Below are 19,914 nucleotides of genomic sequence, written 5' to 3'. Positions count from 1 at the left end.
CTCGCGTTATTGCTGCCCTCCTTGGGCGTTTCCTCCCTAGACTTGGGCCACTTGCTTTCGCGAGTGGCCCTTTTTTCTTGGGCGGGTGGCGCGGCTAGCGGCCGCCTCTTTGCGCCGGCATGCGAGGACCCGCGGATGGTAACTTCTACTCCGCCGCCGCCTGGAATGGCCCGAGGCTGTCGAGTGGAATCGCAGCCAGCGCCTCTGCCAGCATCATGAAATCGTCGGCGACCTTGCGGAACTGCGGGCCGCGCTCGCGACGCCGTTCGTCCATGTAGATTGCACGGTTGAGTTCAAGCTGGACGGTATGCAGTCCGCTGGCCGGGTTGCCATAGTGCTCGGTGATGAAGCCGCCCGCATAGGGCTTGTTGCGGCCTACCGAATATCCGAGCCCGGTCAGCGTTTCCTCGACGACATCGGCCAGCAGGCCGGCGCAGCTTGTGCCGTAGCGGTCGCCGATCACGACATCGGGACGCTTGGGTTCATCGCGGGTAACACCCACCGACGGCATCGAATGGCAATCGACCAGAATGACCGTGCCGAATGCCTGATGCGCCTTGTTGATGAGACGGCGCAGGGCGCGGTGATAGGGCTTGTACAGCGCCTCGATCCGGTTCAGTGCGTCCTCGACATCGAGGCGTTCAAAGTAGATTTCCTGGCCGTCGCCGACGACGCGCGGAATCGTACCCAAACCGCCTGCAACCCGCATCGAGCGCGTATTTGCAAAGCTCGGCAGCCGTCCGGCGAACATGCGCGGATCGAGTTCGTACGGCTCGCGATTGACGTCAACATAGGAGCGCGGAAAATTCACCCGCATGATTGGAAATCCGCGGCCGGTGAGATCCGCGATGATCTCGTCCATGAACGAATCTTCCGAACGCCGCAGCGCCGACTCGTCGATGCGGGACGCGGCCAGAAATTCGCGGGGATAGACCGATCCGGAATGCGGGGAATTGAAGATGATCGGCGCCCGCCAGACCGGCGGCTCGATGATCTCGAACGGAGGCGACAATTCGTCCTCGAACTGGGTCATTGCCACCTCTTTTCCTCGCCATTTTCACCCGCGGCGTTATGCTCGCCGCTGCTGAAATGCCTGCCCGGGCAACACATTTTCGCCGGAAAAGCAGATGTTTCGTTCAGGATCATTGTCCGCAAAGCTAACCGTTCTGCCAAGAGGAAGTTCGCCTTCACCCGAAATTTACTACCCATCGGGCAAATAGAAGGCAGGGGACTTCTCCATTCACGCGATTAAGACGACCGGGACCATGCAGCACAAAATTCTCCTTGCCGAAGACGACAACGACATGCGCCGCTTTCTGGTCAAAGCGCTGGAGAATGCAGGGTTTCAGGTCTCGTCCTATGACAACGGGCTGTCAGCCTATCAGAGGCTCCGCGAAGAACCTTTTGAAATGCTTCTAACCGACATCGTGATGCCGGAGATGGACGGGATCGAACTGGCGCGCCGCGCGTCGGAGCTGGATCCCGATATCAAAATCATGTTCATCACCGGCTTTGCCGCCGTGGCGCTGAATTCGGACTCCGAGGCACCCAAGAACGCCAAGGTCCTGTCCAAGCCGGTTCACCTGCGCGAGCTGGTCAGCGAAGTGAACAAGATGCTGGCGGCCTGAGGACGCCGATTCGGGGGGCAAATTTGCCCGAAAACACGGTTTCCCGTCCTTGCCTGCGGCGATCCAAGCCGATATAGGGACGCATCCCGGCACAAGTGGTCTTTAAGGGCGCGTAGCTCAGCGGGAGAGCACCTCGTTGACATCGAGGGGGTCACAGGTTCGATCCCTGTCGCGCCCACCATTGTTCTCAAAACACGCAACCTTGTGATTTTCAGGGAACAGCGGACTTCCAAATCCGCGGTTCGGCTCGTCAAGAATTGTTAACTCCCAGACGCCGCCTTACGGTTCCCGCGGGGACTGGGGGATTTCATGACCAAAACAGCCGTTTTATCGGCGATCGCGGTGCTTGCCTTTTCGGCGCTGCCCGCATCAGCTCAAACCACCGATCGTTCGTCGTTCGCCGAACGTGCAGCCGCGATCCGGAATTCGCCAGCGGGCGATGCAATGGCCGCGCAACCTGTTTCTCCCGCGCCTCCCGTTGCCGTCGGGCCATCATGGGCTGGCTTTTACATCGGTGCTGGTTATGGCCGCGAAAGAAGCAGGATCGACCATGCAGGTCTGGGGACCGCCTTTCTGGACGGGACTTTCGGCCAGGATACGACCGATACCTACAAACTCCAGACCCAGGACTACATCAACAAGGGCCATGTGCTCGGCGGCTATCTGGCGCAGTTCGACCGCGCGCTGTTCGGTGTCGAAGGGGACTATACATTCGGTGCGCGATCGCTCTGGGATGTGCCCTTCGGTTCGGAAGGCGGCGCCTGCGGCGTTGGTTCGACCGGCAACTTTATCTGCGGCCAGCCAAGCGTTTTCGGCTACGTCGAAACGCTCGGGCATCTGCGCGCTATCGCCGGCTTCGAGATCACGCCCAGTCTTATGGGATTCGTGAGCGGCGGCGCGGCTTTCGCGCGCAGCAACGACGTCGGTGCTCATGTAGGCTTCACCTTGACATCGTCGCCGGGAACCCCCGTCATTACATCGGCAAATTCGATCTCGCCCAACAAGCTCCTGGTCGGCACATCTTTCGGCGGCGGCATTCAGGCCAAGGTCACGCCAAACATTGTCGCCCGTCTGGAATATCTTCAGGACCGGTATAGTCTGGATGTTGATCCTGCCGCCGTTCAGGCGACGGTGAACGGAAATTTCCTGTCGATGAACACGCCGGGCGGGAAGGCGAACATCATCAATGAAACGATCCGCGGCTCGCTGATCTATCGTTTTGATCCAAACGGCCTGTCCGGCAACGGCGCGCTGCTCGATCTTGCGCACTTCACGTCTGCGCCGGAACTCTATGCCAACACCTGGGCTGGCTTTTATGTTGGCGGCGGACTCACGCAGAACAACTATCGAATCCGCGACGTCGATGCCGCGCGGCTGTCTTTCTTTGATGCAAATACAAATGCCTTGTATTCGAATCGTTTCGATCTGGCGCGTACTCTGGACAGCACTGGCGGCCATATCCTGATCGGTTACCGTGCCCAGTTGAACCGCTTCTGGCTCGGCATCGAAGCGGATCTGGAACTGGAATCACTTGACCGGCTCACCAGCAAAAAAAGCCCTGGCCAGTTTGGTGGCGAAGGCGGCCGCGATCAGACATGCTACTTTTTCTCGCCGTCCACCGCTTGCCTCGGCTTCGCGATGGCCGGAAACCTCTCCGTCGAGAGCAAAAACCATATCCGCTTCCAGTTCGGCTTTGTTGTAACTCCGCAATTGTCGGTGTTCGCATCGAGCGGATGGTCGTATGGCGAAGTTGCGGGATCGATAGGCTCATCGGCCGGCGGTATGGTGATCTCGCAGCCGAGTTTTCCGCTGGTTGGCGCTGCGACAGTGTTGAGGCAACATGATCTCGAGCAGATACTCGGCAGTTCGGTGGGTGTCGGCGCGGAGTTCAAGGCCTCGGATAATTTCTTCGTTCGCGGCGAGTATCTTCGCGATACCTATGTCTGGAACCATGCGCCGACCGGCGGCGCAGGGTTTGGCGGAACCATTGGAAACCTGACGACCAACTCGTTCGCGAGTTCGGGCAGTTCGCATCGAATCGTTAACGAGGCTTACCGCGTGTCGCTGGTCTACAGGATGTGGAATCCGCAGGCGAACTGATCGAGGTTCATTGCCTAGCCACTCTGTCTGGCCGGTCTTGTGGCCGGCGGGCGTTCTCGTATCCAGGGCCCTGAAGGCGCTGATACGTCCGTCCTGCCGTATTTTGGAATTAGAAAGGCCTTGCAGTGAGGCGGGGCCTTGTTCTTGATCAGACGTCCGTTGTTTTTTTCTCCAGCATGCGCGTTGCGCGCGAGCGGATCGTTGCCTGGATGCCATGAGCAAGGCCTGCGAGCAGCCATGGCAGCATCACCTCAAGCTTGACGTGATCCTCCGCCACCTCGATCGTTCCACGGACCTGTTGCTTCAGTGCGGTTACCTGGAATGCGAGACGATCGCCGCTCCAGATCTCTTCGTTGACCTGAAGAATTTTTCCGTATTCGGAGCGGACGCTGCCGAGCCCGGCCTTGAGGCGGCGGGTCGCTTCTTCCTTCCCCAGCTTGTGGGGGATGGAGACCATGAACGGTTGAGCCAATGCCATGCCTCGACGATGCGTTGGACGCCGATTATAGCAACCGAACCCGATGCGGGCCCACGCAAATTTCATCCTCATTAACGCTGAGGTGCGCCATCGCGTGTGGGCAGGGCGGTTCCGTGGTAGCTTGAGACATGCTCCGCCTTGTGACAGTCGCGTCCATGCTGTCGTCGAATCTCGGTGCGCGTCCCGCCCCTATGATCGACACGACGGATGACGCCTCCACCGGATACTGGGCCTATCGCCTCAGCGTTTCGCCGCAGGATCTCGCCTCTGCGATCGACGAGGTCGGTCCGTCTGTTGCCGCTGTGCGCCGGCATCTCGGCAAATAAAAGCCCGGCGCAAGGCCGGGCCTGATTTCACAAATCACGTCGTCGCCTGTTTGGCGTTCAGTTCAATCGCACTGCTGATAGCCGGAGGAAGCGCACTTCTGTGCTTTCGCACGTGCTTCCGCGATCTGCTGTGACGTGAGCTGGCTCGACACGGCGGCAAGTTCCTTCTTGGCCTCGTCATTCCCCTGCATCGCGGCGACGTCGTACCACATGTACGCCTTCTCGATGTCTTCGGATTCCTTGCCCTCGCCCGTGTAGTACAGGCTTCCGAGCAGCACCTGCGCCTCCGGATTGCCCTGCTTCGCCGCGAGCCGGCTCCACTTCTGGGCCTGCTTGCGGTCCTTGGAAACACCAAGACCCATTTTGTGCATCAGGGCGATGCGATACTGCGCGACGGCATTTCCCTTTTCCGCAAGCGGGCGAAACAATTTCGCCGCGGCGGCATATTCCTTGCGGGCGAAGGCCTTCAGGCCGTCTTCCCATGTGCCCGCATGTGCAACGGGAGCGCTGATGATAACTCCGAACGCAACGATCGCCGCGGTCAATCCAGTAAACCTGAACATTGCAAGACCCCCGTCCCGATGAAATTCAGAAAGCTATGGGACTGGATATATCCTGAACGCAGGTAGGGCACAACGCGGACACGCCCGTCCATTGGGCGCAAGCGAGCGCCTGTTGGTTCAGGGTGCAGTGCAATCATTTCTCATTTTGCGCAAACATCAACGGGCGCGCATTACGGCGCGCCCGTTGCATTCTCTTGTCCGCGGTCAGTAATAGCTGCGCAGCGTTCGCCGGCGCGGCTGACGGTTCAGCATCAAGGCAAGCGCGAAGCCGACCGCACCCGCAACGAGCAATGCACCGAGCGGTTGCTCGCGAACGGCGGATGCGACCGCTTTATTGCCGTCGCGATAAATATCGCTGCCGGTATCGAGAGCTTCCTTCGCATACCCGCTTGCGGCGTCACCGATGTCACGGGCGGCGTCCTTCGCCTGGCCGTACAGATTTTGCACCGTTCCGGCGGCCTCGCGTGCACGCCCCGAAGCCTCCGCGGATGCATCGCTCGTTGCGCGCCCGAATGCGCCTTCGATTTTTCCTGCGGCGTCTTTCGCGGCGCCAGTGATCCGATCCTTGTCCATTGTCATGTTCTCCGGGGCTGATGGACCGACAACTGTCTGACCCGCCATGGGTTCCGTCGGCAGACGCGATAATCTCCGAACAACAGAAAAGGCCCGCTCAACGAGCGGGCCTTTTGCATTTGGCAGTTTGCTGTCAGCTTTTGATGAACGCCAGGAGATCGGCGTTGATCGTTTCGGCTTCCGTTGTGGGCATGCCGTGCGGAAAGCCCTTGTAGGTTTTGAGCGTACCGTTCTTCAGCAGCTTGGCGGACAGCGGTCCTGAATCGGCATAGGGCACGATCTGGTCGTCGTCGCCGTGCATCACCAGAACGGGAACGTTGATCTTCTTCAGATCCTCGGTGAAGTCGGTCTGCGAGAAGGCGACGATGCCGTCATAGTGAGCCTTGGCGCTGCCCATCATGCCCTGACGCCACCAGTTCTGGATGATGCCTTCCGACGGCTTCGCGCCCGGCCGGTTATACCCGTAGAACGGTCCGGCCGGCAGATCGCGATAGAACTGCGCGCGGTTGGTCGCCGTCTGCGCCTGCAATCCGTCGAACACGTCCTTTGGCAAGCCGCCGGGATTCGATGCGGTTTTCACCATCAGTGGTGGAACGGCGGCAATGATGGCGGCTTTTGCGACCCGGCTTTCGCCGTGGCGTGCGATGTAGTGCACCACTTCACCGCCGCCGGTCGAATGGCCGACATGCACCGCGTTTTTCAAATCGAGATGCGCGGTCAGCGCGGCCAGATCGTCAGCGTAGTGATCCATGTCGTGGCCGTCGGCCACCTGTGCCGAGCGGCCGTGACCGCGTCTGTCGTGAGCGATGACGCGAAAGCCCTTGCCCAGGAAGAACAGCATCTGCGTGTCCCAGTCGTCCGACGACAGAGGCCAGCCGTGACTGAAAACGATCGGTTGTCCCGAGCCCCAGTCCTTGTAGAAAATCTCAACGCCGTCTTTGGTTTTAATCGTAGGCATATTCGTTTTGTCCTTTCAGCTTCCCGAGAACGAGCCGGCTAATCGGGTGGCACCCTTGATACGATAGCTCGTTCACTGTTTCGATGACATGAGCGGGTGCCGTTATTTGCGCGGAAAATCCAGGCAGTCTGCTGTTACGCCTGAGAATGTCATATTGGCCTCTTTTTGAGACGCGGGCTTTCGACAAACGCATCGTGTTTTTTCCTTTTTTGCTCTTTCGGGTTTTTGATGCCGGAGCATGAAAAAGGCGGCGCTGCTGCCAGCGCCGCCTTTGTTGCGTGTCTATGCCGCTTCGATCAGCCGTGCAGCTTCTTCGCGGTTTCCGCGATGGTCTTGCCCTGATAGCGGGCACCCGCAAGTTCGTTCGCGCTCGGCTGGCGGCTGCCGTCGCCGTCGGTGATGGTGGTCGCGCCGTAGGGCGAGCCGCCGGTGACTTCCTTGACACCCATCTGTCCGGCGAAACCGTAGTTCAGGCCGACCACGACCATGCCGAAGTGCAGCAGGTTGGTGATGATCGAGAACAGCGTGGTCTCCTGGCCGCCGTGCTGGGTGGCGGATGAACTGAACGCACCGCCGACCTTGCCGTGCAACGCGCCCTTCGCCCACAGGCCGCCGGCCTGATCGAGGAAGTTGGCCATCTGCGACGAGATGCGGCCAAAGCGGGTGCCGGTGCCGACGATGATCGCGTCGTAGTTTACAAGATCCTCGATCTTGGCGACCGGCGCGGCCTGATCGACCTTGTAGTACGAAGCCTTCGCGACCTCGGGCGGCACCAGTTCAGGCACGCGCTTGATGTCAACGGTGGCGCCGGCTTCGCGTGCGCCCTCGGCGACGGCGTTCGCCATCGCTTCAATGTGTCCGTAAGCCGAATAGTAAAGAACAAGAACCTTGGCCATGATGGCCTCCTTAGTTTTCAGGGTTGAATGGGGATTGGCGAGAGGGAATGGATGCGGCTTAAGCCGCATCCACGAGAACGAGTTCGGTGTCTTCGAGCGCGGTGACTTTCACCGACGCTTCTTTCTGGACCGCGACGCCGTCGCGGGCATTGGCGCGCACGCCGTTGACCTCAATGCTGCCGAGCGCCGGAACGAGATAGCCGTAGCGCGTCTCGCCGAGCGCATACTCAGCGGTCTCGCCGGCCTTCAGCGTTGTTGCCAGCACGCGAGCGTCGGCGCGGATCGGCAGCGCATCGTTGTCGGCCTTGAAGCCGCTGGCGATGGTGACGAACTTGCCGGAGCGGTCGGCCTTCGGGAACGGCTTCGCGCCCCAGCACGGCTGTCCGCCTTCCTGCGTCGGCTCGATCCAGATCTGGAAGATCTTGGTCGTCACCGGTTCAAGATTGTACTCGGAGTGGCGGATGCCCGAGCCTGCGCTCATCACCTGCACATCGCCTGCCTCGGTGCGGCCCTTGTTGCCGAGCGAGTCCTGATGCGTGATCGCGCCTTCGCGAACGAAGGTGATGATTTCCATGTTGGCATGGGGATGCGCAGGGAAGCCGGTGTTCGGCGCAATCTCATCGTCGTTCCAGACGCGCAGGCTGCCGTGATTCATATTGTTCGGGTCATAGTGGCTGCCGAACGAAAAGTGATGCTTCGCCTTGAGCCAGCCGTGATTGGCGCTGCCGAGTTTGTTGAATGGCCGAAGTTCGATCATGGAATATTCCTTCGTTGAATGTGCTTGAGGTGACCGCCGGGTGCGTGATGCACCGTGGGTAACCTCGAATTCGATGGGTTATGGATAAGCGCTCCCGAATGGTGCATAAATAGAAACTATGGAAACTCATTGTTTCCATATTTGACACATGAGGGATGGCTCGCATGCCCAGGCTTCCGGACTTCGAAGCGCTGGCGATCTTCGCCAAAGTCGTGGAAATGCGATCGTTTGCAGGGGCTGCAACCGAACTGGCGCTTTCGAAGGCGACTGTTTCCAAGGCCGTCAGCCGTCTTGAGGACCGGCTCGGCGCACGGCTGTTCAACCGCACCTCGCGGCAACTGGCGCTGACCGATGCCGGCCAGAGACTGTCCGAGCGTGCGGCACGACTTCTGATGGACGGCGAGGCGGCGGAGAACGAAGCGCTGGCGCAATCGTCCGCGCCGCGCGGTCTGGTGCGCTTTGCTGTGCCGATGACCTATGGCGTCCGGGTCATTGCGCCGCTGCTGCCGGAGTTTCTGAGCGCCTATCCCGAAGTGTCCATCGACCTGCATCTGAGCGATGCCATGGTCGATCTGATCGGCGACGGCTTCGACGCCGGCATCCGCATCGCGCGCCTGCCGGATTCATCGCTCGTTGCGCGCCGGTTGAGCGACATGCGGCGCTACACGGTGGCGGCGCCGTCCTATCTCAAGAAATATGGCCGTCCGACGCATCCGATGCATCTCGCTCAGCACAAATGCTTCGGCTACGCGTATTTCTCGACACCGGGTGTCTGGCACTACGTCAATGCGGCGGGCGAGCAGGCGACGGTGCGGCCGTCTGGACAACTGCGGGTCAATAACGGCGAAGCGGCCATGCCGGCGCTGCTGGCCGGGCTCGGGATCGCGGATCTGCCGGATTTCATCGTCGGCGACGCGATTGCGTTGGGACAACTCGAAATCATCCTCAAGGACTGGAAACAGCCCGAGGGCGCGGTGCATCTGGTGATGCCGCCAGGCGGGCCGCGCCCCGCGCGTGTCGAAGTGCTGGCGGATTTTCTCGCCGACAAGCTTGGCCGCACCAGACGCGCGGTCCGCTAAGTCCGATCACGTTCCTGTTCCGCACTGGATTGGCGAGCCAAGTCTGCGTAACATGGGTTTCCATCCTCGAAGGTTTCCCTGAATGCGCAATTTCATCTCGCCGTCCCGCTCCATCGCAGTGGGGGAACGCGGCATGGCCGCGACCTCGCACCCGCAGGCGACTCTCGCCGCGCTCGACATTTTGAAAGCCGGCGGCAACGCGATGGACGCCGCCATTGCGGCGGTTGCCTTGCAGGGCGTGGTCGAGCCGCAGATGACCGGGATCGGCGGCGACTGCTTTGTCATCTATTCACCGAAGGCGGGCACGCCGATGGCGCTCAATGGATCGGGTCGCACGCCGGCAAAGACCGATCTCGCTGCCACGATGGCCAAGGGCGCGAAGGCGCTCACACCGACCTCGATCGAAGGCGTCACCGTTCCGGGTGCGATCGATGCATGGTGCAAGCTTGCTGCGAAGCACGGCAGCAAATCGCTGGAAGAGATCTTCAAGCCGGCGATCGATGCCGCTGAAAACGGTTTCCGCATCACGCCGCGCGTGGCGTCGGACTGGTCGCGCAACCGTGCGAAGCTCGAAAGCAATCCGGCGGCGACAGCGCATTATCTCCCCGGCGGCGTCGCGCCTGCGATTGGTGACCGGCGCAGCCAGCCGGCACTCGGCAAGACGCTGCGCCGCATCGCGAAGGAAGGCCGTGCAGCGTTTTACGAGGGCGAGATCGCGGAAGAACTCGTGAGCGTGCTGCAAGGCCTTGGCGGTGTGCACACCGTTGCGGACTTCGCCGCAAACGCGCCCGAAGACGTGACGCCGATCTCTACCAGCTACGGCGGCCATGACATTCTCGAATGTCCGCCGAACGGGCAGGGCTTGGCGGCCTTGATGATCCTGCGCACGCTGGCGGCCTATGATATCAAGGCGCTTGCCGAAGTTGATCGCGTTCATCTCCTCGCGGAAGCGACCAAGGCGGCATATCGCGCGCGCGATGCGTTCTTCTGCGACCCCGCACACGGCAAGGTCGATGCCGCGCATTTTCTCTCGGACGCGTATATCGGCGCGATCCGCAATAAGATCGACATGACGCGGGCCAGTGCGGCTGTCGACTGGGACGACATCGAGCACAAGGATACGGTCTACGTCACCGTGGTGGACCGCTATCTCAACGCGGTGTCGTTCATCAACTCACTGTTCCAGCCGTTCGGCAGCGGAATCTATGCGCCGAAGTCCGGCGTGCTGCTGCACAATCGCGGCTGGGGCTTCCGGCTTCAGCCCGGTCACCCCAATGCGCTCGGCCCGAACAAGCGGCCGATGCACACCATCATTCCGGGCATGGTGATGAAGAACGGACGCTGCATGATGCCGTTCGGCGTGATGGGCGGCCACTATCAGGCGACCGGCCACGGCAACTTTCTCTCCAACGTGTTCGACCTCGGCATGGACATTCAGGCTGCGTCGGAAGCGCCGCGCTCGTTCGCATTCGAAGGCGTGCTGTCGCTGGAGCCAACCTTTGGCAAAGAGATCGGCACGGAGCTCGCCGCGCGCGGGCACGATGTGAAATGGGCCGATGTCGCCATCGGCGGCTGTCAGGCGATCTGGATCGATCACGAACGCGGGGTCTTGCTCGGCGCCACCGACCATCGCAAGGATGGCGTGGCGCTCGGCATTTGAGCACTCGTTCCGGGCGCACGTCATGCGTCCGGCGGCACATCAACCGGCGCGGCTATCAGCCGCGCGCGATTGGCATTGTCATGTATTGCCGTACTTCATGAAAAAGCACCGCCTCTCACCCGAGAGGTTGTGACATCGCCATGTCTTGCCGTCTTCGCTCGGTGTCGCCTGCTCGAACGGAACCAGTTCCTTGAATCGCGTCAGCCAGATTCCGTCGGGCCGGACCTGAACCTCGTCGGAACTCAACTGTTCGCAATCGCTCGGTCCGCAACAGTGAACGCCATCGGAACCTCTGTAGGACCCTTCGGCGATCCAGTTCGGACGTCCATCCGCGTCATGCGCGAAGCAGACGCGGGTTATCAGCAGAGCCACTGTCAGAAACAAGAAAATGACTGATCGCATCACATCACCTCCTTGAGGAAATGCGAAGCATCAATCGTGCCAGATGGAAGGCTTTTCGATCTCCAGCGGCATGCCTGAACTGCGAAGACAGTACCGGCGAATCAATTTCGCAACACTGCGGCTTGCCCGCGAATTAGGGGTGTGCGGCGAGCAGTTCCGGCAAATCCGCCAGCGCACCAATGCGATAGTCCGGTTCCCAGCCGAACTCATCCATCTGCATGCGGATCGCCTTGAACATCGACAGCGGCCGCACGAGGCCGCCCTTCACGAATTCGGCCGCCATCGCCTGCGGCGTCACGCGTTCGATCCAGGCCACGTTCAGGCCGCACGCCTTGGCGCCGCAGGCATCGAACGGATTGGAGGAGACGAACAGTACCTCATGCGGCTTCACGGCGAGATTCGATTCGATCAGGTCATAGGTGCGCGGTGACGGCTTGAAGATCTTCGTCGTGTCGATGCTGATGGTGGCATCGAGAATGGTGTCGAGGCCGGTGTTGCGCACCAGCGCATTCAGCATGTCGGAGCTGCCGTTCGACAGGATCGCAAGCTTGCGGTCTCTCATCGCCGCAAGCGCCGCTTTCGCATCCGGATAGAGATCGAGATGGACATACTTCTCCATGATGCGCTCGAAGGCCTTCTCATCGAACGTCAGGCCGAGTGCCTTGAGCGTGAACGTCAGCGATTGCCGCGTGATGACCGAGAAATCCTCGTAGCGTCCCATCAGCGAGCGCAGCCAGGTGTATTCGAGCTGCTTCAGGCGCCAGATCTGGGTGATGAGTTCACCGTAACCGGGAAAGGCCTCATCGGTGACCGCGGCGACCGACTGCACGTCATAGAGCGTGCCGTAAGCATCGAACACAACGGCCTTGATCGTCATCTGAGCTTCCTTCAGGGTATGGCGACAAAGAATAAAAACAAATTCTCAGGGAGGCATCATGAATCGGCGCGAGCTTCTGAAAGCGGCTGCAGTTGTGCCGCTGTCACAGGTTGCATTGCACACGCTGTCCGGCAACGCCAATGCACAGGCGGCATGGCCGTCGCGCAACATCACCATGATCGTACCGTTTCCCGCTGGCGGGCAGGCGGATCTCGCGGCGCGGCCGGTGGCCCTGGCGCTGGAGCGCATTCTGGGAAAACCCGTGATCGTCGACAACCGCGCCGGCGGCGGCGGCGGTTCGGTCGGCAATGCTGCGGCTGCGCGCGCCGAGCCTGACGGCTATACGCTGCTGATGACACTCTCGTCGCTGGCAGTGCTGCCGGAAGCCGACCGGCTGTTCGACCGCCCGGTGGCCTATGAGATGTCGCAGTTTGCGCCGGTGGCACGGGTGCTCGCCGATCCGACCATGCTGGCGGTACCCGCGTCCGCGCCGTGGAAAACGGTGAAGGATTTCGTCGAGGACGCGAAGGCGCGGCCGGGCCAGATACCCTACGGCTCGTCCGGGCCCTACGGCACGCTGCACATCGCCATGGAGATGTTCGCGGCGAGTGCCGGGATCAAGCTGCTGCATGTGCCGTTTCGTGGTGCCGGTCCCGCACTCACCGGATTGCTGACCGGCACGGTGCAGGCGGTGGCGTCGGCACCGGGCACGCTGCGTGCGCAGGTTGATGACGGCAAGATGCGCGTGCTGGCCGGATGGGGGGCGAAACGCGTCGCGAGCTTTCCCGACGTGCCAACGTTTCAGGAACTCGGTTACAAGGACGTCGAGTTCTATATCTGGGCCGGCTTGTTCGCGCAGACGGCGTTGCCCGCGCCGATCATGACAAAACTGCGCGCGGCAATGGGCGAAGCGGTGCGCGCCCCGGAAGTGGTGAAAACATTCGAGACCGCAGGCAGTCCCGTTGCTTACCTCGACGCACCGGAGTTCGCGAAATTTGTCGACGCCGATAGCGCCCGGCTGATCGCAGCAGTGAAGAAGATCGGCAAGGTGGAGTAGCGCGCGGCTACGCGACCTCGCTCTGTTCACGGACCTCGCTGACATCGATCCATTCGGCATTCGTCAGTTCGGCCATGCGAGCGGGCGAGATGCGCACCGCGCTGTTGATCGAGCCGGCAGCCGGCACGACTTCACTGAAGGCCTTCAGTGAAATGTCGCAATAGACCGGCAGCGGCGTCTTCAGTCCGAACGGGCAGATGCCGCCGACCGGATGGCCGGTGGCCTCGAGCGCTTCCTCGGCGCTGAGCATGCGCGGCTTGCCGCCGAACACCGCGCGCGCCTTCTTGTTGTCGAGCCGGGCCGTGCCGCAGGTGACCACCAGCAGCACGCGGTCACCCACGCGCAATGACAATGTCTTGGCGATCTCCGCAGGTGTCACGCCAAAGGCTTGGGCGGCCAGCGCCACAGTGGCGGAACTCTTGCCGGATTCAATGACGGTAATATCGGGCGCATTTTTCGCGAAAAACGCGCGAACCGTTTCGACGCTCATGCTTTGTCCTGTGCAATACCGGATTTTCGGAAAGGACCTATCATGTCCACAGCCGCGCGCAAATCGTCCGCAAGACGGACGCGAAGGACATTATCTGCAGGGAAAGCATCTGCAAGGAAGGCAGGTAAGAGGCATACGTCGGCCAAGCGTTCCGTCGGTAAATGGTCGGGCCGTGTCACAGCCACCAGCGATGCGCTCGATCTCAAGCATCATCTGTTTAAGCAGCGGAGTCCTGCCGCCATCGCGCGTTCGTTGAAGCGCTCGGCGGAGCGCAGCCATCGCCGCAAGGCCAGCCCGTACCAGTCGGCGATGTCGATGCTGAATTTTTACATCAACCGGCGCGGCAAGAATCTGTCCGCAGCAGAAAAGAAAAAGCTCAACGCCGCGAAAGGCGAACTGCGCAAGGCCTTCGGCAGGGCGGCGTAATCTGCTCAGGCGTGACCGTGGCTGCGCTTGACCCGCCAGAGCAGCACGGTCAACGCGATCACGACGAAGGGAATGCTGAGGCCAGTCGCGGCGGTGGGGCTGACCGGCAGGTAATGCTCCGCCGATTCGAACACGTAGTGAAGCAGGCTTGCGACATAGTAGCTGATGGCCGCAACGGAAAGCCCTTCCACGGTCTGTTGCAGGCGAAGCTGCATCCGTGCGCGCTCGCTCATGGCCGCGAGCAGATCGCGGTTCTGTTGTTCGATCTCGACGTCGATGCGTGTGCGCAGCAGGTTTGCCGCACGGGTCAATTTCTTGTTGAGATCCTGCATGCGCGTGTTGAGCGTCTGGCAGGTGCGCATCGCCGGGTTGAGCCGCCGCCCGAGAAAATCCGCCAGCGTCGGCCAGCCGCCGGACGACTTTTCGCCGATCACCTCGAGGCGCTGGCGCACGATGTCGTCATAGGCCGCGCTCGCCGCGAAGCGATAGCCGGCGATCGCCGCTTCGGCCTCGACGCGTGCCGCGAGCGAGGTGATCTCGTCGAGCAGTTCGCGGTTGATTTCGAGTCCGCCGCCGTCCTTTGTCATCGCGGTCATGATGTGGGTCAATCGATCCTCGGCGTTGCGGATCACCGGCGTGATGCGATGTGCCAGCGGCAAGCCGAGCAGGGCGAAGCAGCGATAGGTCTCGATTTCGAGGATCCGCAGCACCAGGCCGCCGGTCTCGACCGGTGTCAGGCCGTGATTGTGCACTAGGAAGCGGACAAAGCCGCCGGCATTGACCTGAAAATCCGTGGCGAGGGTCGCGTGGCCGTTGAGCACCTGCGAGGCTGCAAGTGACGCCGGATCGAACAGCCGCGCGAGATCGGGCGCGTCGCCGCTCTCCACATGCAGATCGATCGACACCAGATGCGGGCCAGGCTGGCCGATCTCGGCCATGGCCGCGGCAACAGTTGCGGGCGGCGCGTCGCCGCTCGCGCCTTCCGTGCCTTCCAGCAGCCAGGTGTAGGTGGTGAATTCGCTGTGCTGCTCCCAGCGCAGGATGGCGCCAGGCAAGGCAATGCGCCGGTGTTTCGCGGCCGCGGAGAGATCTGTCAGATGATGAGCGGCACAAAACTGCGCGAGGGAGTCAGCGTTGACGCTCATCTGCGCGGCGTCGGTAAGGAACGCGAAGCGGATCGCACGGCATGGCGAGGTCAACGCCTCGAACGGCCGTGCGTGTAGTTCGCTGAGCACGGCCTCGCGCTCGGCATGCGGCGACAGCACAAGTCCGCCCTGTGGCGCGCCTGTAGGACCGGCATTCCCGCTCTGGTGGATGACCGCCATGGTGCAATCTCTTTTGCCTGCCGCGATCATGCAGGCGGCGGCCATGTCTTTGCAACCAGACTTGTGAGGCGCGCGCGAATCCGGCTGCCTCATAGGCATCCGAATTCATATTGGAATCGCCGTTGCCGCTGCGGCGCAGTGCTGCGCGACCCGACGACCAGCTAGCCGTTCGCCGCTGTCTGGGTCCGGATGTCCTGCGCGGTCCGTTTGAGCGCCACCAGAAATTTCTTCTTGGCTTCAGCCTCGGTTATCGTGCCCGAAATGGTGTTGATGCTGACAGCGGCCACCACATGGCCGGCCTGATCGCGCACCGGCACCGCGATGCCGCAAATCGCGGGATCGAGTTCACCGTCGATCCAGGCGTAACCCTGCTGCTCCACGCGCACGAGTTCCTCGCCGAGTTTGATCGGGCAGGTCAATGTGCGGGGAGTCACCTGCTTGAATTCGATGCTGGCGAGATACTGGGTGCGCTGCTCTGGCGGCAGTGCTGCGAGCAGCACGCGGCCGAGCGAGATCAGATGCGCGGGCAGGCGGCTGCCGATGCCGAGATTGGCGGACAGGATGCGCCGTGCCGGCAGACGCAGCGCATACACGATCTCGGTTTCATCGAGCACAGCCAGCGCGCAGGATTCCCCGATCTCGTTGCGCAGATCCTCGAGCGCGCGCTGGGCGTAGCCCCAGTAAGGCAGCGCGTTGAGATAGGACAATCCGAGACCAAGCGCGCGGGGGCGCAGGCTGAAGTAACGTCCATCGGCTTCGCAGTAATTCAGAGCCACCAGCGTTGCGAGCATGCGCCGCGCCGTTGCGCGCGTCAGTCCCGCGGCCGCCGCTGTCTCCGACAACGTGTGCCGTCCGGGCGGCCGTCCCAACGCCTCGACCACCGAAAATCCTCTCGCGATGGCACGGACGAAGCCGTCACTCTCTTTAGGCATTCTGAAATCCTCGGAAAGATCAGGCTTGTCATGCTGGGAAAGCCGGACCATAGTGTTCGTGTGGTGAGTATAAAGTTCGCCTGATGAACATAGATGAGAGATTGCCATGGCGCAAGCACAAGCTTTCGAGACCGACTTCTGGAAGGACGAAAATTTGCGAAAGGTCTGGGACGAGATCGTCCCGGGTGAACCGCGCAAGACGATTCCCTACCTGCTGACCAAGGAAGCCATCGCGCTCCTCTGCAAGGCTGTCGGCGAAACCAACCCGCTTTATCTCGATGAGGCTTATGCGAAGACCACGCCCTGGGGCGGGATCATCGCGCCGCCGTCGATTCACATCCTGCTGATGTTTGCCTGCACGGAAACCGATGACTGGATGCGCTCACCCGGCACCGTGAATGCCGGCCAGTCCTGGAGCTACAACAAGCCCGCACGGCCCGGCGACACGATTACGCTGCAGGCTCGCGCGCTCGACAAGTTCATCAAGCGCGAGCGGCTGTTCGTGGTCCACGACAACGTCTTCTTCAATCAGCACGGCGACGTGATCTGTTCCGGCCGCGGCCAGACCATCCGGCCGATGTAACGCGAGGAGTTCAAACATGACGACCACATTCGAAACCCTCTCGGTCGGCGACAGCATCGACGGCCCGAAGTTCGCGGTCTCGCGCGAATCCATCCGCCTGTTCTGCGATGCATCGCTCGACTACAACCCGCTGCATCTCGACGACAACTACATGAAGGGCGATTTCGGCAAGACCAATTTCGGCGGCATCATCATGCACGGCATGAACAACTTCGGGCTGATTACCCGGATGCTGACCGACTGGGCCTATCCCGCAGGCGCCATTCATCGCCGCCTCGAAACGCGCTGGGTGAAGCCGGTGAAGCCGGGCGATACCATTCAGCCGGTGGGCATCATCAAGGCCAAGCAGACCACCAAGAACTCGCGCTTTGTGCTGATCGACGTGCTGGTGAAGAACCAGAGCGGCGAAAAGGTCGCTGTCGGCGAAGCCATGGTGGAATTTCCGCGCGCAGCCGCGGCTGCCTGACCGGAGTCGAGGCGCGATGTCGGTCGCGATCATAGGCGCAGGAGTTGGCGGACTGACGGCGGCGTTGTCTTTGCACGCCGCCGGCCAGGAAGACATTCTCCTGCTTGAAGCCGCGCGTGAAATCCGCGACGTCGGCGTCGGCATCAACTTGCCGCCGCACGCCGTTCGCGAATTGAGCGAACTCGGCCTTGGCGATGCGCTTGAGAAGGTCGGCGTTCCGACCAAGGAGCTGGCCTACTACGATCCGAAAGGCCAGTTGATCTGGGCTGAACCGCGCGGCCTCGACGCGGGCTATCGCTGGCCGCAATACTCCATTCATCGCGGTACGCTGCAACGGCTTCTTGTCGACGCCGTGCGCGAACGCCTGGGCCCATCGGCGATCCGTGTCGCGCAGCGCGTGACAGGCATCAGCAGCACGAATAACAGGGCCGTCATCGCCGCCACCGATCTGTTCGAGGATCGTCCGGTGTCCTATACGGCCGATGTTGCGATCTGCGCCGACGGAATTCGCTCGCCGTCGCGCGACAGTCTTTATGGCGCGGTCACGCCCCTCGCATCGAACGGCTGGGTCATGTACCGCGGCGTCACCAGGGCCGGGCCGTTTCTTTCCGGACGCTCGATGGTGATTATCGGGGATGAGACCCAGCGCGTGGTGGTCTATCCGATCGCGGATGGCGTCATCAACTGGTTGCTGGTCCGCCCGAAAGACGCCACGCGCGCTGAGACAGAACTCGGCAACTGGAATCTTCCGGTGCCGACCAATGTGATCGCCGAGTTCGTAAAAGATTACCGCTTCGATTGGCTCGACGTGCATCACCTCGTGTCATCGTCATCCGAGTCTTATGAATATCCGATGGCGGATATCGATCCGTTGCCGCGCTGGATTTTTGGACGATGCGCGCTGCTCGGCGATGCCGCGCACGCAATGTATCCGTTCGGCTCCAACGGTGCGTCGCAGGCGATCCTCGATGCGCGGGTGCTGGCTTATGAGCTGGCGACCGCTGCGACCACCGATGACGCATTGCGCGCTTATGACGCGCAGCGCCGGCCGGTTGCGAGCGAAGTACAGCTCGCAAATCGGCGGCAGGCAGGCGATGTGATGGCGCGGGTGAGCGCGCTGGCGCGCAGCGGAGCGCATGGCGATGCGAAAGCCGAGTTGCAGGATGTCGAACGCCGCTACAAGCAGCTTGCGGGATTCGATGTCGATGCGCTGAACACCCGGAAATCGTGGAGCGTTTCTGACGTTTCGCGATAACCGACAGATCAAGAACCGGAAACAATCCGGAACAGGAGGGAGACGTAAATGCGGTATTTGGATGTGATGCGCTCGGCATTGGTTGCAGTTGGCTTGATGGCTGCGACATCGCAGATCGCCATGGCTCAGGATGCTTATCCGACGCGGCCGATCAGGCTGCTGGTCGGCTTCGCGGCGGGCGGTGCGACCGACACGACATTCCGCAAGCTCGCCGAGCTGGCCTCCAAGGATCTTGGTCAGCCGATCATCGTTGAAAACCGGCCGGGTGCCGGTGCGACGCTCGCCCCGTCGACCATGGCAAAAACCGATGCGCCCGATGGCTACACTATCGCGGCGGCAACGGCTGGACTGCTGCGCTATCCCTACATGCAGAAAGTGGACTGGGATCCGATCAAGGACTTCACCTGGATCGCGGGTCTCGGCGGCTACACCTTTGTGCTCGCGGTCAACGCTGACTCGCCACTCAAGACGCCTGCTGATTTCGTAGGCTATGCCAAGAAGAATCCCGACGTTCTCACGGTCGCAACCGCGGGTGCAGGCACCACCATGCATCTGCTCGCGGAAGCGCTGGCCGGAATGGCGGACGTGAAGATCACCCATGTCGGATACAAGGGCAGCAGCGAAGCGGTGACCGCGGTTCTCGGCGGTCACACCATGTCGACGGTCGATGCCATCGGCACCATTTTGCCTTATGTCGAGTCGGGAAAGATGCGCGTGCTGCTCTCGTTCGATCCGCAGCCGGTGGCGTCGCTGCCCGGCGTGCCGACAGCCAAGAGTCTCGGCTATGATCTGGTTTATCCCGCGCCGTATGGACTGGTCGGACCGAAGGGAATGCCGCCCGCCGTCGTCGACAGGCTGTACAAGGCCTTCAAGGCCGCGGCCGACAGCGATGAATACAAGAAGCTGCTGGTGACCCTGGGTCAGACGCAGTGGCAGAAGCCGCCCGGCGAATATCAGCAGTGGGCCGGCGAATTCTATCTCTCCGAACGCTCGCTGGTTGAGCGCGCCAAGCTGCTGCGCCAGCCCTGAGGCTGGATCAATCCCGCTGGCGAGGATGATGCTCGCCATACAAACTCAAGTCAG

General features: G+C 61.5%; 23 protein-coding genes and 1 tRNA gene. 12 read left to right on the top strand and 12 right to left on the bottom strand.

What is annotated here, in order from left to right:
* Positions 1 to 145: 145 nt before the first annotated feature.
* Positions 146 to 1,033 carry an N-formylglutamate amidohydrolase gene (locus tag I554_RS0122675; RefSeq protein ID WP_024574252.1) on the bottom strand — a complete coding sequence of 296 codons (888 nt, stop codon included), beginning with the start codon at positions 1,031 to 1,033 and terminating at the stop codon, positions 146 to 148.
* 232 nt (positions 1,034 to 1,265) lie between these two features.
* Here I554_RS0122675 and I554_RS0122670 point away from each other — a divergent pair, with 232 nt between their 5' ends.
* The 3 genes from I554_RS0122670 to I554_RS0122660 all read left to right on the top strand — a co-directional run bounded on the left by I554_RS0122670 (position 1,266) and on the right by I554_RS0122660 (position 3,728).
* The gene (locus tag I554_RS0122670; RefSeq protein ID WP_002713397.1) at positions 1,266 to 1,628 is read left to right on the top strand and encodes a response regulator; all 363 of its coding nucleotides are present in this window, start codon (positions 1,266 to 1,268) and stop codon (positions 1,626 to 1,628) included.
* Positions 1,629 to 1,734: 106 nt separating this feature from the next.
* Positions 1,735 to 1,809: transfer RNA gene (locus tag I554_RS0122665), tRNA-Val, on the top strand.
* A 128-nt stretch (positions 1,810 to 1,937) separates the two neighbouring features.
* A complete protein-coding gene (locus tag I554_RS0122660) occupies positions 1,938 to 3,728 on the top strand; it encodes an outer membrane beta-barrel protein (protein WP_024574253.1) in 1,791 nt (596 codons plus the stop codon).
* Between the two features lie 148 nt (positions 3,729 to 3,876).
* Here I554_RS0122660 and I554_RS0122655 read toward each other — a convergent pair whose 3' ends face one another.
* Complete coding sequence (locus I554_RS0122655) at positions 3,877 to 4,200, bottom strand: polyhydroxyalkanoic acid system family protein (RefSeq protein WP_024574254.1); 324 nt, start codon at positions 4,198 to 4,200, stop codon at positions 3,877 to 3,879.
* A 134-nt stretch (positions 4,201 to 4,334) separates the two neighbouring features.
* Here I554_RS0122655 and I554_RS0122650 point away from each other — a divergent pair, with 134 nt between their 5' ends.
* A complete protein-coding gene (locus tag I554_RS0122650) occupies positions 4,335 to 4,532 on the top strand; it encodes a DUF3606 domain-containing protein (protein WP_024574255.1) in 198 nt (65 codons plus the stop codon).
* A 62-nt stretch (positions 4,533 to 4,594) separates the two neighbouring features.
* Here the strand turns inward: I554_RS0122650 and I554_RS0122645 are convergent, their stop codons facing one another.
* From I554_RS0122645 to I554_RS0122625, 5 genes are all read right to left on the bottom strand, one after another.
* A complete protein-coding gene (locus I554_RS0122645; protein ID WP_024574256.1) occupies positions 4,595 to 5,095 on the bottom strand; it encodes a tetratricopeptide repeat protein in 501 nt (166 codons plus the stop codon).
* 204 nt (positions 5,096 to 5,299) lie between these two features.
* Positions 5,300 to 5,668, bottom strand: coding sequence for a CsbD family protein (locus I554_RS0122640; RefSeq protein WP_024574257.1), 369 nt, complete (start codon positions 5,666 to 5,668; stop codon positions 5,300 to 5,302).
* Positions 5,669 to 5,801: 133 nt separating this feature from the next.
* Positions 5,802 to 6,626 carry an alpha/beta hydrolase gene (locus tag I554_RS0122635; RefSeq protein ID WP_024574258.1) on the bottom strand — a complete coding sequence of 275 codons (825 nt, stop codon included), beginning with the start codon at positions 6,624 to 6,626 and terminating at the stop codon, positions 5,802 to 5,804.
* Positions 6,627 to 6,922: 296 nt separating this feature from the next.
* A complete protein-coding gene (gene wrbA / locus I554_RS0122630; RefSeq protein ID WP_024574259.1) occupies positions 6,923 to 7,522 on the bottom strand; it encodes an NAD(P)H:quinone oxidoreductase in 600 nt (199 codons plus the stop codon).
* Between the two features lie 58 nt (positions 7,523 to 7,580).
* Positions 7,581 to 8,279 carry a pirin family protein gene (locus I554_RS0122625; RefSeq protein WP_024574260.1) on the bottom strand — a complete coding sequence of 233 codons (699 nt, stop codon included), beginning with the start codon at positions 8,277 to 8,279 and terminating at the stop codon, positions 7,581 to 7,583.
* A 164-nt stretch (positions 8,280 to 8,443) separates the two neighbouring features.
* Between I554_RS0122625 and I554_RS0122620 the strand changes: the two genes are divergently transcribed.
* Positions 8,444 to 9,358, top strand: a complete 915-nt coding sequence (locus tag I554_RS0122620; RefSeq protein WP_024574261.1) for a LysR family transcriptional regulator — start codon at positions 8,444 to 8,446, stop codon at positions 9,356 to 9,358.
* 82 nt (positions 9,359 to 9,440) lie between these two features.
* Positions 9,441 to 11,018, top strand: a complete 1,578-nt coding sequence (locus tag I554_RS0122615) for a gamma-glutamyltransferase family protein (RefSeq protein WP_024574262.1) — start codon at positions 9,441 to 9,443, stop codon at positions 11,016 to 11,018.
* Between the two features lie 78 nt (positions 11,019 to 11,096).
* Here the strand turns inward: I554_RS0122615 and I554_RS0122610 are convergent, their stop codons facing one another.
* Together I554_RS0122610 and I554_RS0122605 are read right to left on the bottom strand one after the other, a co-directional pair.
* Entirely contained in the window at positions 11,097 to 11,420 is a 324-nt protein-coding gene (locus tag I554_RS0122610; RefSeq protein ID WP_024574263.1) for a hypothetical protein, read from the bottom strand.
* A 133-nt stretch (positions 11,421 to 11,553) separates the two neighbouring features.
* Positions 11,554 to 12,297 (bottom strand): haloacid dehalogenase type II, encoded by a 744-nt coding sequence (locus I554_RS0122605; protein WP_024574264.1) that lies wholly within the window; start codon positions 12,295 to 12,297, stop codon positions 11,554 to 11,556.
* 58 nt (positions 12,298 to 12,355) lie between these two features.
* On the opposite strand from I554_RS0122605, the gene I554_RS0122600 reads away from it, so the two are divergent.
* Positions 12,356 to 13,354, top strand: coding sequence for a tripartite tricarboxylate transporter substrate binding protein (locus I554_RS0122600; RefSeq protein ID WP_024574265.1), 999 nt, complete (start codon positions 12,356 to 12,358; stop codon positions 13,352 to 13,354).
* 7 nt (positions 13,355 to 13,361) lie between these two features.
* Here I554_RS0122600 and I554_RS0122595 read toward each other — a convergent pair whose 3' ends face one another.
* The gene (locus I554_RS0122595) at positions 13,362 to 13,844 is read right to left on the bottom strand and encodes a YbaK/EbsC family protein (RefSeq protein WP_024574266.1); all 483 of its coding nucleotides are present in this window, start codon (positions 13,842 to 13,844) and stop codon (positions 13,362 to 13,364) included.
* Between the two features lie 42 nt (positions 13,845 to 13,886).
* Here I554_RS0122595 and I554_RS26600 point away from each other — a divergent pair, with 42 nt between their 5' ends.
* Positions 13,887 to 14,270 carry a DUF3175 domain-containing protein gene (locus I554_RS26600; protein ID WP_024574267.1) on the top strand — a complete coding sequence of 128 codons (384 nt, stop codon included), beginning with the start codon at positions 13,887 to 13,889 and terminating at the stop codon, positions 14,268 to 14,270.
* 5 nt (positions 14,271 to 14,275) lie between these two features.
* On the opposite strand, the gene I554_RS0122585 is transcribed toward I554_RS26600, so the two are convergent.
* Together I554_RS0122585 and I554_RS0122580 are read right to left on the bottom strand one after the other, a co-directional pair.
* Positions 14,276 to 15,595 (bottom strand): DUF3422 domain-containing protein, encoded by a 1,320-nt coding sequence (locus tag I554_RS0122585; RefSeq protein ID WP_051358595.1) that lies wholly within the window; start codon positions 15,593 to 15,595, stop codon positions 14,276 to 14,278.
* 161 nt (positions 15,596 to 15,756) lie between these two features.
* On the bottom strand, positions 15,757 to 16,527 hold the full coding sequence (locus I554_RS0122580; RefSeq protein WP_024574269.1) for an IclR family transcriptional regulator C-terminal domain-containing protein: 771 nt from the start codon (positions 16,525 to 16,527) through the stop codon (positions 15,757 to 15,759).
* A gap of 106 nt (positions 16,528 to 16,633) precedes the next feature.
* On the opposite strand from I554_RS0122580, the gene I554_RS0122575 reads away from it, so the two are divergent.
* Genes I554_RS0122575 through I554_RS0122560 form a run of 4 tightly spaced genes read left to right on the top strand, consistent with a single transcriptional unit; the run spans position 16,634 to position 19,860 of the window.
* Positions 16,634 to 17,110, top strand: a complete 477-nt coding sequence (locus I554_RS0122575) for a MaoC family dehydratase (RefSeq protein ID WP_024574270.1) — start codon at positions 16,634 to 16,636, stop codon at positions 17,108 to 17,110.
* A gap of 16 nt (positions 17,111 to 17,126) precedes the next feature.
* The gene (locus I554_RS0122570) at positions 17,127 to 17,576 is read left to right on the top strand and encodes a MaoC family dehydratase (protein ID WP_024574271.1); all 450 of its coding nucleotides are present in this window, start codon (positions 17,127 to 17,129) and stop codon (positions 17,574 to 17,576) included.
* 16 nt (positions 17,577 to 17,592) lie between these two features.
* Complete coding sequence (locus tag I554_RS0122565; protein WP_024574272.1) at positions 17,593 to 18,831, top strand: FAD-dependent monooxygenase; 1,239 nt, start codon at positions 17,593 to 17,595, stop codon at positions 18,829 to 18,831.
* Positions 18,832 to 18,879: 48 nt separating this feature from the next.
* Positions 18,880 to 19,860: a tripartite tricarboxylate transporter substrate binding protein gene (locus tag I554_RS0122560; protein ID WP_024574273.1), complete on the top strand. Its 981-nt coding sequence runs from the start codon at positions 18,880 to 18,882 to the stop codon at positions 19,858 to 19,860.
* The last annotated feature ends 54 nt before the right edge of the window (positions 19,861 to 19,914 follow it).

This window comes from Afipia sp. OHSU_II-C1 (assembly GCF_000497575.1).
Taxonomy (GTDB): Bacteria; Pseudomonadota; Alphaproteobacteria; order Rhizobiales; family Xanthobacteraceae; genus Afipia.
This window is presented reverse-complemented; position numbering and strand designations above follow the sequence as displayed.

Coding starts and splice junctions, on each gene's coding strand:
- I554_RS0122660 (WP_024574253.1), top strand. CDS start 1,938: ATGACCAAAACAGCCGTTTTATCGGCGATCGCGGTGCTTGCCTTTTCG.
- I554_RS0122640 (WP_024574257.1), bottom strand. CDS start 5,668: ATGGACAAGGATCGGATCACTGGCGCCGCGAAAGACGCCGCAGGAAAA.
- I554_RS0122585 (WP_051358595.1), bottom strand. CDS start 15,595: ATGGCGGTCATCCACCAGAGCGGGAATGCCGGTCCTACAGGCGCGCCA.
- I554_RS0122575 (WP_024574270.1), top strand. CDS start 16,634: ATGGCGCAAGCACAAGCTTTCGAGACCGACTTCTGGAAGGACGAAAAT.
- I554_RS0122595 (WP_024574266.1), bottom strand. CDS start 13,844: ATGAGCGTCGAAACGGTTCGCGCGTTTTTCGCGAAAAATGCGCCCGAT.
- I554_RS0122570 (WP_024574271.1), top strand. CDS start 17,127: ATGACGACCACATTCGAAACCCTCTCGGTCGGCGACAGCATCGACGGC.
- I554_RS0122620 (WP_024574261.1), top strand. CDS start 8,444: ATGCCCAGGCTTCCGGACTTCGAAGCGCTGGCGATCTTCGCCAAAGTC.
- I554_RS0122635 (WP_024574258.1), bottom strand. CDS start 6,626: ATGCCTACGATTAAAACCAAAGACGGCGTTGAGATTTTCTACAAGGAC.
- I554_RS0122565 (WP_024574272.1), top strand. CDS start 17,593: ATGTCGGTCGCGATCATAGGCGCAGGAGTTGGCGGACTGACGGCGGCG.
- I554_RS0122560 (WP_024574273.1), top strand. CDS start 18,880: ATGCGGTATTTGGATGTGATGCGCTCGGCATTGGTTGCAGTTGGCTTG.
- I554_RS0122610 (WP_024574263.1), bottom strand. CDS start 11,420: ATGCGATCAGTCATTTTCTTGTTTCTGACAGTGGCTCTGCTGATAACC.
- I554_RS0122650 (WP_024574255.1), top strand. CDS start 4,335: ATGCTCCGCCTTGTGACAGTCGCGTCCATGCTGTCGTCGAATCTCGGT.
- I554_RS0122580 (WP_024574269.1), bottom strand. CDS start 16,527: ATGCCTAAAGAGAGTGACGGCTTCGTCCGTGCCATCGCGAGAGGATTT.
- I554_RS0122670 (WP_002713397.1), top strand. CDS start 1,266: ATGCAGCACAAAATTCTCCTTGCCGAAGACGACAACGACATGCGCCGC.
- I554_RS0122675 (WP_024574252.1), bottom strand. CDS start 1,033: ATGACCCAGTTCGAGGACGAATTGTCGCCTCCGTTCGAGATCATCGAG.
- wrbA (WP_024574259.1), bottom strand. CDS start 7,522: ATGGCCAAGGTTCTTGTTCTTTACTATTCGGCTTACGGACACATTGAA.
- I554_RS0122600 (WP_024574265.1), top strand. CDS start 12,356: ATGAATCGGCGCGAGCTTCTGAAAGCGGCTGCAGTTGTGCCGCTGTCA.
- I554_RS0122605 (WP_024574264.1), bottom strand. CDS start 12,297: ATGACGATCAAGGCCGTTGTGTTCGATGCTTACGGCACGCTCTATGAC.
- I554_RS0122625 (WP_024574260.1), bottom strand. CDS start 8,279: ATGATCGAACTTCGGCCATTCAACAAACTCGGCAGCGCCAATCACGGC.
- I554_RS0122615 (WP_024574262.1), top strand. CDS start 9,441: ATGCGCAATTTCATCTCGCCGTCCCGCTCCATCGCAGTGGGGGAACGC.
- I554_RS0122645 (WP_024574256.1), bottom strand. CDS start 5,095: ATGTTCAGGTTTACTGGATTGACCGCGGCGATCGTTGCGTTCGGAGTT.
- I554_RS26600 (WP_024574267.1), top strand. CDS start 13,887: ATGTCCACAGCCGCGCGCAAATCGTCCGCAAGACGGACGCGAAGGACA.